General features: G+C 64.5%; 9 protein-coding genes. 4 read left to right on the top strand and 5 right to left on the bottom strand.

Features of this window, described 5'->3' with window-relative positions:
* Positions 1 to 6 precede the first annotated feature (6 nt).
* The 3 genes from BMY67_RS01285 to BMY67_RS01275 all read right to left on the bottom strand — a co-directional run bounded on the left by BMY67_RS01285 (position 7) and on the right by BMY67_RS01275 (position 4,187).
* Positions 7 to 441, bottom strand: coding sequence for a death domain-containing protein (locus tag BMY67_RS01285; protein ID WP_143069656.1), 435 nt, complete (start codon positions 439 to 441; stop codon positions 7 to 9).
* Between the two features lie 60 nt (positions 442 to 501).
* A complete protein-coding gene (locus BMY67_RS01280; RefSeq protein WP_092767548.1) occupies positions 502 to 2,526 on the bottom strand; it encodes an FAD-dependent oxidoreductase in 2,025 nt (674 codons plus the stop codon).
* Between the two features lie 221 nt (positions 2,527 to 2,747).
* A complete protein-coding gene (locus BMY67_RS01275; protein WP_092767546.1) occupies positions 2,748 to 4,187 on the bottom strand; it encodes an aldehyde dehydrogenase family protein in 1,440 nt (479 codons plus the stop codon).
* A 228-nt stretch (positions 4,188 to 4,415) separates the two neighbouring features.
* On the opposite strand from BMY67_RS01275, the gene BMY67_RS01270 reads away from it, so the two are divergent.
* Complete coding sequence (locus BMY67_RS01270) at positions 4,416 to 5,000, top strand: phospholipid scramblase-related protein (protein WP_092767545.1); 585 nt, start codon at positions 4,416 to 4,418, stop codon at positions 4,998 to 5,000.
* Positions 5,001 to 5,260: 260 nt separating this feature from the next.
* On the opposite strand, the gene BMY67_RS01265 is transcribed toward BMY67_RS01270, so the two are convergent.
* The gene (locus BMY67_RS01265) at positions 5,261 to 6,493 is read right to left on the bottom strand and encodes a tetratricopeptide repeat protein (protein WP_092767543.1); all 1,233 of its coding nucleotides are present in this window, start codon (positions 6,491 to 6,493) and stop codon (positions 5,261 to 5,263) included.
* Positions 6,494 to 6,994: 501 nt separating this feature from the next.
* Here BMY67_RS01265 and BMY67_RS01260 point away from each other — a divergent pair.
* Both BMY67_RS01260 and BMY67_RS01255 read left to right on the top strand, forming a co-directional pair.
* Entirely contained in the window at positions 6,995 to 7,870 is an 876-nt protein-coding gene (locus tag BMY67_RS01260; RefSeq protein WP_092767541.1) for an AraC family transcriptional regulator, read from the top strand.
* A gap of 194 nt (positions 7,871 to 8,064) precedes the next feature.
* On the top strand, positions 8,065 to 9,159 hold the full coding sequence (locus BMY67_RS01255) for a hypothetical protein (RefSeq protein ID WP_092767539.1): 1,095 nt from the start codon (positions 8,065 to 8,067) through the stop codon (positions 9,157 to 9,159).
* Positions 9,160 to 9,255: 96 nt separating this feature from the next.
* Here BMY67_RS01255 and BMY67_RS01250 read toward each other — a convergent pair whose 3' ends face one another.
* Entirely contained in the window at positions 9,256 to 11,718 is a 2,463-nt protein-coding gene (locus BMY67_RS01250; protein ID WP_177189637.1) for a TonB-dependent receptor, read from the bottom strand.
* Between the two features lie 228 nt (positions 11,719 to 11,946).
* Between BMY67_RS01250 and BMY67_RS01245 the strand changes: the two genes are divergently transcribed.
* Positions 11,947 to 13,062, top strand: coding sequence for a sensor histidine kinase (locus BMY67_RS01245; RefSeq protein WP_092767535.1), 1,116 nt, complete (start codon positions 11,947 to 11,949; stop codon positions 13,060 to 13,062).
* Positions 13,063 to 13,102: the final 40 nt, after the last annotated feature.

Raw genomic sequence — 13,102 nt, 5'->3', positions numbered from 1 at the left:
GGGTTGCTACTGGGCCTTGCGGGCGCGCATCTGCTCCTGCACCTGCTTCTGCTTGGCCTTTAGCTGCTGGTACTGCTCGGGGCTGAGCACCTGCTGCAACTCCCGGTCGGAGGTGGCGTTGATGTTCCGTAGCTCGGTGAGCAGCGCCGGGCGGTTGCCTTTGAGGCGCTCCTGGGCCTGTTGGGCCTGCTTAACGGTGCTGGTAAAAATCTGCCGGACGCTACTGCGCTGCTCGTCGGTCAGGGCCAGCTGCTCGGTTAGCACATCGGTCAGGTCGCGGGCGGCGGGCGGCGCGGCGGCTACGGCCTTGGCCTCGGCCCGCACCTCACGGCCCGATTTGGCGGGCGCAGCAGTGCTGGTAGCAGCGGCGGGCCGGCGGGTGCAGGCGCCGCCCAGCAGCCCGGCTGCCAGCACCAACGCCAAGGGAGTACGGAAAGTCATAGGATCGAATTTCAGGGAGCGAAAACCCTACCTACGCGAAAAGCCCTGCCAAGGCTGATTTCAGAGGTTGGTAGCCTTGAGCTGCTGGGCCGTGTAGTGGGCCAGGGCCATAATCGTGAGCATGGGGTTCACGCCGCTGCAGGCCGGAAAGGCCGAGCCATCGGCCACAAACAGCTGTTGAACCTCGTACAGCTCGCCGGCGGGGCTGGCCGGATGCGTGGCCCGGTCGCCGCCCATGCGGCAGGTGCTCATCTGGTGGGCGCTGTACAGGCCAAACTGGTTGGCTTTCCAGCTGAGCTGGGGCAGCCCGTCGAGCACCTCGGGGTTGCGCAGCCGGCCGTTTTCGGCGTGCAGCAGCGGCAGGCTGCCGTGGGGCAGCAGCACCGTGCGCGCCCCGGCGGCCACCTGTATTTCGGCCGCCGCCCGCACCCCGCGCAGCATGTTGTGGCGGTCGAAGTCGCTGATTGCGTAGTCGATGAGGGCCTGGCCGTGCTTATCCACCGACACCCGGCCGCCGTCCCGGTCGCGGGTGAGCACGATGAACGAGCCGATATGCGCGGCCTCGTGCATCAGCTCCTTGTGCTGGCGGCCCGACAGCCAGGGCATCACCATGCTCATCAGGCCGGGGTGGGCGGGCGGGGTTTCAATTTTGGCGCCGAAGTTGGTGCCGTCGAGCATCGTAAACCCGTCATTCACCACCGACATCATCGGCCCGTGCCAGGAGTTCATGCGCTGCGGATAGATGCCCGAAACCACCACCGTAGGGTGCAGATGCAGGTGCTGGCCCAGGTGCGGGTGGCGCAGACCACTGCGCAGCAGCAGCGCCGGCGTCTGGATGGCCCCGCCGGCCACCACCACCCGTTTGGCCCGCACCGTAATGCGCAATGGCCGGCCATCGGGGCCGATGTAGGTGGCCTCGGCGCCGGTGGCGCGGCCCTGGGCCACGGTTACGCGCTCCACGTGGGTGTCGCAGAGCAGCCGGGCGCCGTGCTCGAAGGCGGTTTGCAGGTAGGTATTCAGGGTGCCCTGCTTCACGCCGTGCCGGTCGCCGAAGCAGCTGTAGCCCAGGCCGGCAAAGTGCGCGTCGTCGCAGTCGGCGGGGTGCCGCTCGTTGCGCGGAATCAACTTCACCTCCTGCCCCAGCTGGCGCGAGCCGTCGAGCAGGGCCTGGTTCTGGCCGTTGTGGCGCCCGTAATCGATGTTTACGCCCAGCGTGCGGCTCACAGCGTCGAGGCTCTGCTTGAACTCCATCGACGTGAAATGCGGCACCTGATGCTCGCGGGCCCACTCCTGCAGCACGTAATCGGGCGTGCGGAAGGCCCCGGCCCAGTTGACGGTGGTGCCGCCGCCCAGGCAGGAGCCGGCCAGCAGGGCCACGCCGCCGTCCTGGGTGCTCAGCGTGCCGCGGGCGTCGTAAAGTTGGCCCAGCATATCTACCTCGCGCTGCGAAAAATCGGCCCCGTGGAAGTAGGGACCCTTTTCGAGCACCAGCACCTGGTGGCCGGCGGCGGCCAGCTCGCCGGCCACCACGCCCCCGCCGGCTCCGGAGCCAATTACCAGCACGTCGCAGTCGTAGGTCGTGTCGTGGGTGGGCTGCAGGGTGTGCAGGGGGCGGGCGGCTGGTTCGGGCGCTACCGTTTCGGCCGGCACCTGGGGGCCGTCGTAGCCGATGGCCTCCCACACGAAATGGGCGGTATCGGGCTGCGAGCCGCCGTAGTAGAGGAAGGCGCACAGCTTGCGCAGGGCCTGAAACCCCTTGCGCAACTGCGGCAGGTTGGAGCCTGCCCAGCTCTGCAGCAGCTTCTCGCGCTGCCCGGCATCAAGCCGTCCGAACGGTTTCAGCGGCCCAAACCACGTTAAACCCAGCGCCGGCGAATCGAGCAGCCGCAGCAGCTGCCCGAACTCCTGCTGCGCCCCAGCCGGCTGGGCCGAAATTGCCTCGGCCATCTTATCCAAATCGATGCCCTCGGAGCCGCGACGGGCCCAGTACCCGGTATCAGTGGCGCCGGCGGGCGGATCCATGGCCGGAATGAACGTATCGGCAAGGGCGCGCAGAGTGGCGCGCTGGGCTTCGGTAAACTGCATGGCGGGGCGGGAATTCGGAGGGCAACACCCGCCGGAAAGCGGGCCCTAAAAGGTCGGTATTTTTTCCGAAAACTACTCGGCTTGCATACTATAAGGTGAGCTGGTGAACTAGTGAGATGGTGAGTTTGATGTTCAGGGGGCCTGGCTGCGCAAGTAGCGCAATTAGGCCCCTAAAACATCAAACTCACCCCCTCACCAGTTCACCAACTCACCTCCAGCCGCTACAGCCAGCGCAGCAGCAGGTTCACCATTTTCTTTACCGAATCCGTGTAGGGCGGGTACAGGGGTTTGAGGGCGGTGAGGCCGACGCGCTGCCTGAGCACCGATTTCTCGTTGCTGAAAGCCAGGAAGCCCGCATGGCCGTGGCAGCGGCCAATGCCGCTGTTGCCGAAGCCGCCGAAAGGCAGTTCGGGGTGCGCCAGGTGCAGGATGGTTTCGTTGACGCAGGCCCCGCCGGCCGGAATGTTCTGGAGCAGGTAGCGCTGGTTTTCCTTGTCCTGCGTGAACACGTAAAGCGCCAGCGGCTTGGGGTGCTCGTTCACCGCATCCACGGCCGCCGAGAGGCTGCTGAAGGTGAGCACCGGCAGCAGGGGCCCGAAAATTTCTTCCTGCATAATGCGGCTGTCGGCGGGCGGGTCGAGCAGCACGGTGGGCTCGATAAAGCGCTGGCCGGCATCGATGGTGCCGCCGAAGGCTACCTGTGTGCCCTGCTCGCAGGCATCGTCGAGCAGGCCGGCTACGCGCCCGAAGTGGTGGTCGTTCACGAGGCGGGCGTAGGAGTCGGACTCACTGATGGGCTGGCCCTGGGGCGAGTAGAAGCGCTGGGTGGCGGCTTTCATTTCGGCCACCAGCTCGTCGCGCACGGCTTCGTGCACCAGCACGTAGTCGGGGGCCACGCAGGTCTGGCCGGCGTTTACGCCCTTGCCCCAGATGATTTTCTCGGCCGTATCGCGCAGGTCGGCGGTCTGGTCGACGACGGCCGGGCTCTTGCCGCCCAGCTCCAGCGTTACGCTGGTGAGGTGTTCGGCGGCGGCGCGCATCACAATTTTACCCACCTGCGGGCTGCCCGTGAAGAAGATGTGGTCGAAGGGCAGCTTCAGCAGCTCGGTGGCCACGTCCTTGTCGCCCTGCACCACCGTTACCTCGGCCTCCTCGAACAGCTCGCGGCACATGCGGGCCAGCAGCTCGGCCACGGCGGGCGTCATTTCCGAGGGCTTGATGATGGCCGTATTGCCGGCTGCCAGGGCCGAAATCAGCGGGTCGATGGCCAGGTAGAACGGGTAGTTCCAGGGCGCGATAATCAGCGTAACGCCCTTGGGCTCGGCCTGCACCCAGCCGTTGGTGCCCACCAGGGCCAGCGGCGTGCCCACCCGGCGCGGGGCGGCCCACTTCTCTAGGTGGCGCAGCGTGTGCCGCAGTTCGGTCTGCGACGACCAGATTTCGGTGACGTCGGTTTCGACGGCGGGCTTGCGGAAATCGGTGTAGAGGGCCTGCTGGATGGCTTCACGGTTGTCGGTCAGCCAGGTATCGAGGCGGCGCAGGCGGGCGGCGCGGCTGCTCACGGCCTCGCGGCGCAACGCCCCGGCGCGGCCCTGCTGGCGGGCAAACAGCTCAGGAATGGAGAGTTGGGTAGCGGCCGGAGCCGAGGAAACAGAAACCATAAGAAGGAGAATTGAGGCAGAACAACTACGGCCGCCCCGAAGAGCGGGCCGCTGGCTGTTCATACTCAAAAGGTTAGGCAATTGTTCAGCCGGACTGCGGCGCCGGCCCCGGGCAACAGCGGCAAAACCGTAGCTTGCGCCGGGTTTTGCCAGTACGCACTGCCGCCCGCGCCCAACCGATTCCTGGTCCGTGGGCGCAGCTCTTATTCCTTCCACCAACCCCTTTCTATGCTTTCCAGAAGAAGCTACTTCATCCGCGAGCACGTGGGCGCCTTCAAGCTCAAGGACACCTACGACATCCTCGACCCCGAAACCCAGGACCAACTGGGCTATGTTACCGAGGCCACGCCCGGCTGGCTGCTGGCCCTGCGGCTGGTCGTGAGCAAGCGCATGCTGCCCGTAACGATTGTCGTGCGCGAGCAGCCCGAGGCTATGCCCCTGTTCCGCATCGAGCGGGGCTGGACGTTCCTGCGCGCCAAAGTGCACGTGTACGACGCGCAGAACCAGCCCGTGGGCTACTTCAAAAGCAAGCTGTTCTCGCTGGGCGGCGGCTTCCACGTCTACTCGCCGCAGGATGCGCTGGTGGCCGAGGTAAAGGGCAACTGGAAGGGCTGGGACTTCAAGTTCATCAGCGCCTCGGGCCAGGAAATCGGCCTCGTTACGAAGAAGTGGGCCGGGCTGGGCCGCGAGCTGTTCACCAGCGCCGACAACTACCTGGTGTCCATCCACGACATGGGCGAGCAGCAGGCGGCCTCCAACGTGCTGCTGCTGGCCGCCGGCCTGGCCATCGACACGGTGTTCAAGGAGCAGTAGAAAATCAGTGCTTGGCAAGCCTATGGTATTGCAAGCACCCGAAGGACAGCGCAACGAATCCACCCGCATAAACCAACAGGCTGTTTTAAGCGCCAAGCCCCTGACGTCCGTGCTGGCGCCGGGGGCTTGGCGTTTGATGCGGATTCGCGCTTAATCCGCTCAGGCTGCCTGCGTGCGGCGCGGGGTGGCGAGCCTGGCTTCTTACCTCATTGATCGGGGTGGCTTGGGCGTGGCGCCTGATAATGCCCGCCTGCCAACTGCTACTTCCGGGCCTTTTTCTGCTTCTGCAGATAAGCCCTGGCCTCTTTTTGGGCGTCTGATTTGCGGTCGGCTTTTTTGAGCACGTCCTGGTAGTAGCGGGTGGCGGCTTCGGGGTCCTTTTGCTTGGCGGCGATGCGGGCCAGGTTGAGCAGGGCGTAGAGGTAGAAGCCCTGCTGGGTGTCGCCGGTGCTTTCGGAGAATACCACGCAGCGCTGGTAGTAGTCGCGGGCCTTGTCGAGGTCCTGGTAGCGGCTCTCCATCAGGCTGCCCAGGAAAAACGTGGCGTAGCGCCCGCTGATGCCCTCGTAGCCCGGCATGCCGCGGTTGATTTTTTCGAGAATGTCGCGGCTCACCCGCTCACACTCGCGCAGGTCGCCCACCTGGTAGCTCATCAGGGCGTAGAAGCGCTGGAAATACGCGTTATCGGGGTAAGTGGTGGCCATCTGCTGGGCGATGGGCAGGGCTTCGGCGGGCTTGTTTTCCTGGTTCTGCAGAATTTTCATCAGGAACACCTTGGCCTCGGGACCAGTGTAAAAGCCGTTGGCGGCCACGTTGCGCAGCTGCTGCAGGCCCAGCTGCTTGTTGCCCTTCGGGAAGAACAGCAGCACCGGCCGCAGCAGCGGATAGTTGTCGGAAATCCAGGGGGCGTAGTAGTTGATGAGGGCCTGGCCGAACAGGAATTCGGGGCTCAGGCCGTTGGCTTCGCGGCTTTTTTCGAGGTAGCTCAGGGCCCGCTTGCTTTCCACGGTGGCCTTGCGCCAGTTGCTGCGCTCGGCGTTCAGGCGGGCCGAGAAGCCGTAGGAGGCCGACAGGAAAAAGCTGGCTTCGTAGTTCTTGTTATCGGCCCTGTAGAGCGCCTCGCCCCGGGTAACGGCCGTGTCCATGTAGGCCAGAAAAACCTTGTCGTACTGCTTGTTGGTAATGTTGCTGGGCATGATTTTCCACCAGGTGCTCAGGCCCAGCAGAAAATAGGGCATCGGGTGCTGGGGGTAGCGGCGGCGCAGGCTCCGGAACTGCCGCTCGGCCTTGTCGTACTTGAAGTTGTAGAGGTTGTACACGGCCCCCTCCAGCTCGGTCTGGATGTCCTTGTCGAGCAGCAGCCAGCCCGAGATATTGGCGGCATTGGGGGCTACATCAACGTTCTGGAGGCGGATTCGGGTGGTATCGGCTTGCTGGGCCCAGGCGCGCGGCAAGCCGAGCAGCAGGGCCGCGCACAACAGAAATAAACGCATAAGGTACAGCTTGGGACGCCTCAAAGTACGGGCAAAAAGGCGGGGGGAGTTGCTCGTCATACGGCACGCAACAAAAAAAAGAGGCTGAAGCTCCCACAGCCTCAACCTCTTTTGCGTTTACCAACCCTCAGAAAGAGCCGGGAAACGGCCAGCGGCTAAAATTCCCACCCAAAGCCGCTGGATATCTGATGCGCACACAACGCCCACTTTTTGGCCGACGCGCCGGCTGTCCTTTTCAGCTGACGCCGGCCGTAGCGGCGGGAAAGTTGCAGATTTCCCGCCCGGACGCAACCACAGTTGCGATGCTGTTGTGAAACCCGCTGCCAGCGCGCAAAGGCTGGCAAACCCAGGGGCCGGTTTGTGCCGGATCCGGTTCCACTTAACAAAGGTCGTTAAGCTTCAGGCAGATAACTACTGCTTTATTCGCCATTCTTAGTGCCTGATTGACCAAATGTGTTAACTTCACGCTCCCACTCCGCCATTGAGGCACCATTTTTCGCCGTGAAGCTACAGTTTGAGCCCATCCACCCCACCGCCGACAGCTCGTTTACGCTGCTCCACTACACCCAGGTAAGCAAGGCCGAGCTGCTCTGGCACTACCACCCCGAGTACGAGCTGGTCTACATCCCGCGGGGCCACGGCCGGCGCCACATCGGCCAGCATATTTCGCGCTTCGAAGATGGCGAGCTGGTGCTCATCGGGCCCGATCTGCCCCACCTCACTTTCAGCTACGGCCAGCCGGTAGGCACGCCGTTCGAGGAAATTGTGGTGCAGCTGCGCGGCGACTTCCTGGGGCCCGACTTCTGGGAGCGGTCGGAGATGGTGGCTATCCGGCAGTTGCTGGCCCGCTCGCACGAGGGGCTTTCGTTCGGGGCCGCCACCCGCCAGACCGTGGGCCCGCTGTTGCGGCAGCTACTCACGGCCCCGCCCTTTGCCCGGCTGCTGCTGCTGCTGCAGGCCCTGCAGCAGCTGGCCCAGGCCGCCCCCACCCCCGACTGCCAGCCGCTGCACGCCGGTGCCGGCGGCCAGGGCCTGAGCGGCAAGGAGCAGCAGCGCCTGAGCCGGGTGTATCAGTTTGTGGAGCAGAACTACCAGCGCGCCAACCTCTCGGTGCAGGAGGTGGCCGACGTGGCTTACCTGTCGGTGCCGGCCTTCTGCCGCTACTTCAAGAAAATGACCCGGCACACGCTCACCGACTTCGTACAGGAGTACCGCGTAGGCCAGGCCTGTCGGCTACTGCTCGACGACGATTTGGCCGTCACCCAGGTCTGCTACGCCTGCGGGTTCAACAACCTGTCGCACTTCAACAAAACCTTCCGCAAGTTCACCGGCCAAAGCCCCACCGAGTACCGCCGCCAGCGCCTGGGCGGGGGCTGAGTTGGGGTGAAGAAGAACTGTTATCCGAAGCAAGTACAGTGAAGGACCTTATGCTGCTGAAACGAGCCGGATTTTGGTTGGTGCCAGCGTAAACAGGTCCTTCGCCGTGCTTGCTTCGGATGACAGTTCTTGTTCACTTCTTCATTCCATCATCTCCTCCCCGGAACAAGCAGCCGGCTGCGGGTGTCTGCTGAATGATGCTTACGCTGAACCTGTTTGTACTGCTGCTGCACCTGCTGTGGCCCGCGCCCGAAGCGCCGCTGGTGCTGCGGCCCGTTGCGCCCGGTTTCGGGCCGGCGCTGTTCAGCATAGTCGCCGTGCGCGACGAGCGGCCCGGCCAGCCGGCAGTGGCGCTGTTGCTGCCCGTAGCGCCAGCAGCCAGCCCGGCGGCGGCAGTGGCCCGGCCGGTAGAGTTGCGCGGCGGTACGGCGGCGGCGCTGCAGCAGTTTGCGGCTGCTACGCTGCCGGCCGGCCCAACCAGCCGCTACCCCGTAACATTGCGGGTGCTGGCGCTGCAGGTGCGCGAAACGCCCGGCCCCAACCCGGCCGCCGCCAACGGCACCATTGTCCTGCACCTGGCTTTCGAGTGGCGCAACCCCGAAGGCCGCTCCATTACGCTCACCGAGTACCGCGGCCAGGCCCGCTACGGCCGCGCCCGCCCCGACCGGGCCGTGGTGGAGGCCGCCCTGGGGCAGGCGCTGGCCGGCAGCCTGCGCTACTTCAACGGCTGGCTGGCCACCGCGGCGGCCACCGACCTGCGCTTGGCCACGGCCGTGCAGCCCACCTTCCGCTACGATACCCGCCAGACCGAGCCCGACACGCTGTTCTACGACCCGGCCCGCCCCCTGGCTTGGACCGATTTCACGGGCCCGCCCCGGCCCAGGGGGCAGTATGCGGCGGCGGTGTTCCCGAGCTTCGGCTACCGGACCCGGCCGCGGGTGCGCCAGGGCGTGGTAGAGCTGGATATTGAGCTGCAGGTGTACGTGGTGCGCACTTCGTCGTGGGTGGCGCAGGGGCAGCGCACGGCTTTCAACCTCAACCACGAGCAGCGCCACTTCGATATCGTGCGGCTGGTGGCCGAGCAGTTCCGGCGCAGGGTGGGCCCCGACAGCCTCACGGTGGCCGATTACCAGAGCATCCTGGGCTGGCAGTACCTGGATTCTTTCCGCGAGATGAACCGCCTTCAGGACCAGTACGACCACGAAACGGCGGGCGGCACCAACGACACCGCCCAGGCCCGCTGGAACCAGCGCATCGACGCCGAGCTGCGCGAATTTGGGGTGCAGTAGTAGCAGTTTTTCAGGAAAGGCATTGCGCCCCGGGGCTCCTCTCATAGAGGAAAGACCGGGGCGCAACAACCTATTTTGAAAGTCGGGAGCCGGCCGCTAGTTTTCCAGGCGCATCTTCTCGGCCTCGATGCCCGTGCGGCGCGCTCTGATAATCTTCACTTTCTGGTTGCCGAAGCGGTAGCTGAAGTTCAGGCGCACAAAGCGGGTTTCGGTTTTATCGAGGCTGTAGGCCTGCACTTCTGCGGCCCGCGTATCGTAGCGGCTTTTCTGCAGGTTCAGCGGGTCGAGGACGGTCAGCGTGAGCATGCCTTTTTCCTTCAACACCGGCTTCGATACTGCCACGCTGCCGTTGTACTGGGCCCTGAAGGCGTAGGCACCATACGTGAGCGGCGTGCGGTAGAACAGGTTGAGCTCGGCCCGCAGGCCATTGGGCATGTTTAGGGTGGTGTTGCTGCTGGCCATCACGCCCACGCTCGACTGGTTCAGCCAGGGCATGCTGGGCGAGTAGAACCGGACGTAGGTAGCGCCCACAAAATTGGCCGTGGTGATGGCCCCGCCGCCAAGCTGCTTGGTCAGACTCACGTTGGCATCCAGGGTGGTGGCCCGGCTCAGGTTGGCATCAGACTGAATGACGATGTTGGTGGCCGGGTCGCGGTGGAATACCTCGGCCAGGGCGTTGGTGTGGCGGCCGTAGCTCACGGAGGTAGCCACGGCGTTGTTGTAGCTGTGCGAAACGGAGAAGTTGTGCGAGAACGAGGGCCGGATGTTGGGGTTGCCCTGGTAGTAGAGGTAGGGGCTAAGGTAGGTCAGGAAGGGGTTGACGATGTCGAAGCGAAACCGGTCGATGTTGCGCCGGTAGCTGAAATTCCACTGCTGCTTCTCCGACATTGCGTAGTCAAGCGACACGTTCGGAAACAGGTTGAAATAGTCGCGCCTGTTCACCTGCCCCAGCGTCAGCGACTCGCCTTCGCTGTGCGTGTGCTCGGCCCGCAGGCCCAGTTGCAGGCCAATTTTCTTGCTCATTGGCCGGCGCAGCGAGGCGTAGCCCGCGTTGATGTACTCGCGGTACACGAAGTGGTTGGTGCGACGCGCGTCGTTGAGCCAGTTGCCGTCGTCGGCCAGGTTTTCCCAGTTGATGTCGTTGTCGGTAACGGTGCGCAACGACTTCAGGCCCGCTTCCAGCGCCGTGGTTTTGCCAAGGGTGCGGGTGTAGTCGGCGGTGAAGGAAGCCACCGAGTTGCGGGCCGGCGAGTAGGTGCGCAGCTCGTTGGTTGTAGCTTCTTCACTCAGCAGGTTGTAGCCGGCGTTGCGGTACTGCTCGTCGAAGCGCTTGTGGAAGGTGAGGTAATCGGCGTTGAGCTTCAGCTCGCTGCCGGCCGAATCCAGCAGCGTGCGGTAGTACACGCTTACTGTGGGGTTGAAGCCGCGCGCGGTGCCGTTGGTTTGCAGCGCGTTGGTGGCGTTGGGCGGCCCGGCCAGGCCCGCCACGGCCGAGTTGGTGTTGCCGTCCGTTTCGCGGGCACTCACGATTCCACGAATCTGCAGGCCCACCGAGCTGCGCTTGGTCAGGTCGTAATCAAAGTTGAGGCGGGCCGTCTGGCTGTTGCGCCCGGTTACGCTGTAGCTGGCCTCAGCGATGCGCGTTTCCTGGCCCAGCACGCGGTTGCTCTCGAAGCGGCGGTACTGTCTGGTGCGCAAGTAGTCCAGGCCCCCGAATATGTTCAGCTTGTCGCGGCGGTAGCTCAAAGTAGCGCCGCCGTTGTAGCGGGCGAAGCGGCCGGCCCCCACCCCGGCACTTACGCTGCCATTGGTCCCGAAGGCACTGTTTTTCTTGGTGAGGATGTTGATGACGGCCCCGCCGTTGGCGTCGTAGCGGGCCGAGGGGTTGGCAACTACTTCCACTTTATCGAGGGTATTGCTGGGCAGCGAAGCGAGCAGGCTGGCCAGGTCGGTGCCCCCCAGGTTGGTCAGCTTGCCATCGATGAGCACCAGGGCCGTTTTGCCCCGCACCTGGTAGCGGCCGCCCTGCTCCACCACGCCGGGAGCCCGCGACAATACTTCGGCGGCGGTGCCGCCCTGGGCAATGGGGCTTTCGGCCACGTTGAGCACCACTTTGTCGGCGCGCAGCTCAATAAAGGGCCGGTTGCCGGTTACTTTCACTTCTTTGAGCAGGTTCCGGTCCGGCGCCAAAGCCATAGTCAGCGGCTTATTATCGGCCGTGTTGGCGCTTACCACCACTGCTTCAACCGCGCCATTCCTGTACCCGATATAAGTTCCGAGCAGGTTGTAGGTGCCGGCCGCCAGACCCTCGAAACGAAACGCGCCTTTTTCGTCGGTCATCGTGCTCAGCACGAACGCGGGGTCGGCGCTTTTCCTGACCACCATCGTGGCAAAGGCCAGGGGCTGCCCGGTGAGGCTGTCGGCGACGGTGCCGCTGAGCGCGGCTGCCGCGGTGGGCCGGCCGGCCGCAGTTTTAGCCGGAGTGGTTTGGGCCGTGGCCACGGCGGGGGCGGCGACCAGCGCAGCCAGCAGGAGCAGGGAGGCAGAAGCAGTTTTCATGGGTCGGGAGGTTAGGCAGCGTTGGGGAGAGAGCCCAACCGCCAACCGGCTGGGAATGGGACAAAGCAACACCCGCCCGGCGCGTTTCCAAGGCGTTTTTCGACCACTCCCGGTCCCGACGCGACCAAGTACCCGCCGCGTTTTTTTGGTCGAAAAAACACCCCCCATTGGTCGAAATCCGGACCTGCTGATGCAGGGGGCGGCGAAAAAATCCGCCAACTTGCCCCCATGCAAACCCCCGCCCTACCTGCCGCCCCCGACCGGCCCAGCCGCTTCCCGCTCGTGTTCGAGGGGCTGGTGTGGGCGCTGTACGTGGGGCTCTACAAGTACAGTGTGCTGGTGGAAGGAGCCACCAGGCAGCTGCCGCTTATCAGGCACCCCAACTTTCCTTACCCCCAGTTCAGCCTACTCGCCCTGCTGGCTACGCTTTACATGGTGCCCTACTACCGGGGGCTGCTGCCGCTGCTGTTGCACCGTCGTCGCTATTTGCTGCTCGGGCTCGCTGGCGTGGTGTATGTATGGTGGAGCATCAAGCTGAATATGGCCTTGAGCTACGGCCTGTTTCAGCACATTGCCCAGCCGCCGGCGCTGGTTACGTACTATCAGCAGGGCTACCGGCTGGCGGTCCAGGGCCTGACTACCTGGTGGGCCCAGCCCTACTTCAAACTGCTGCTTACCGACTTGCTGGCCTTTAGCTGCGTGGCGTTTGTGCGGTTTGCTTTTCAGCAGGAATACCGCCGCCGCCACCTCGAAAAAGACCACTTGGCCCTGCAGATGGAGCAGCTCAAGGCGCAACTGCAGCCGCACTTTCTGTTCAATACCCTCAACAGCATCTACGGCCTGAGCCTGGCCGGCTCGCCGGAAACGCCGCGCTTTATTCTGCTGCTTTCCGAGCTGATGCGCTACGTGCTCTACGACAGCGGCAAGGCCCGCATTGCCCTGACCGAGGAGGTGGAGTTTCTGCAGAACTACTTCGAGCTGGAGCAGCGCAAGTACGCCGGGGCGCGGGTGGAGTTCCGGGCGGTGGGCGACGCGGCCGGCGTGCAGCTACCGCCGCTGCTGCTGCTGCCGCTGGTCGAAAACAGCTTCAAGCACGGCCGCCACCACTTCGCCGACGACGCCAGCGTGCGGGCCACGCTCACGACTACGCCCGGTCGGCTGCACTTTCTCATCGAAAACGACATGCTGCCCGAAGCCCCGGCGGCCTCGCCCCGGCGCAGCGGCGGCATCGGCCTTCGGAACATCCGCCAGCGCCTGAATCTGTATTATCCCAACGCCCACGAGCTGCACCTGACCGAGCACAACGGCCGCTACCGCGCCGAGCTGACGCTCCGGGTGGAATAGCCGTGCTTTTTTGTCCATTCCTCATCCTCCTATCACCTAT

Origin of the sequence: Hymenobacter actinosclerus, from assembly GCF_900111515.1 — a bacterium.
Classification (GTDB): Bacteria; Bacteroidota; Bacteroidia; order Cytophagales; family Hymenobacteraceae; genus Hymenobacter; species Hymenobacter actinosclerus.
Note: the sequence above shows the minus strand (reverse complement) of the source record. Positions and strands in the feature narration are given on the sequence as shown.

Excerpts from the sequence above, each read along its gene's own strand:
- BMY67_RS01285 (WP_143069656.1), bottom strand. The coding sequence starts at position 441 with ATGACTTTCCGTACTCCCTTGGCGTTGGTGCTGGCAGCCGGGCTGCTG.
- BMY67_RS01280 (WP_092767548.1), bottom strand. The coding sequence starts at position 2,526 with ATGCAGTTTACCGAAGCCCAGCGCGCCACTCTGCGCGCCCTTGCCGAT.
- BMY67_RS01275 (WP_092767546.1), bottom strand. The coding sequence starts at position 4,187 with ATGGTTTCTGTTTCCTCGGCTCCGGCCGCTACCCAACTCTCCATTCCT.
- BMY67_RS01270 (WP_092767545.1), top strand. The coding sequence starts at position 4,416 with ATGCTTTCCAGAAGAAGCTACTTCATCCGCGAGCACGTGGGCGCCTTC.
- BMY67_RS01265 (WP_092767543.1), bottom strand. The coding sequence starts at position 6,493 with ATGCGTTTATTTCTGTTGTGCGCGGCCCTGCTGCTCGGCTTGCCGCGC.
- BMY67_RS01255 (WP_092767539.1), top strand. The coding sequence starts at position 8,065 with ATGATGCTTACGCTGAACCTGTTTGTACTGCTGCTGCACCTGCTGTGG.
- BMY67_RS01250 (WP_177189637.1), bottom strand. The coding sequence starts at position 11,718 with ATGAAAACTGCTTCTGCCTCCCTGCTCCTGCTGGCTGCGCTGGTCGCC.
- BMY67_RS01245 (WP_092767535.1), top strand. The coding sequence starts at position 11,947 with ATGCAAACCCCCGCCCTACCTGCCGCCCCCGACCGGCCCAGCCGCTTC.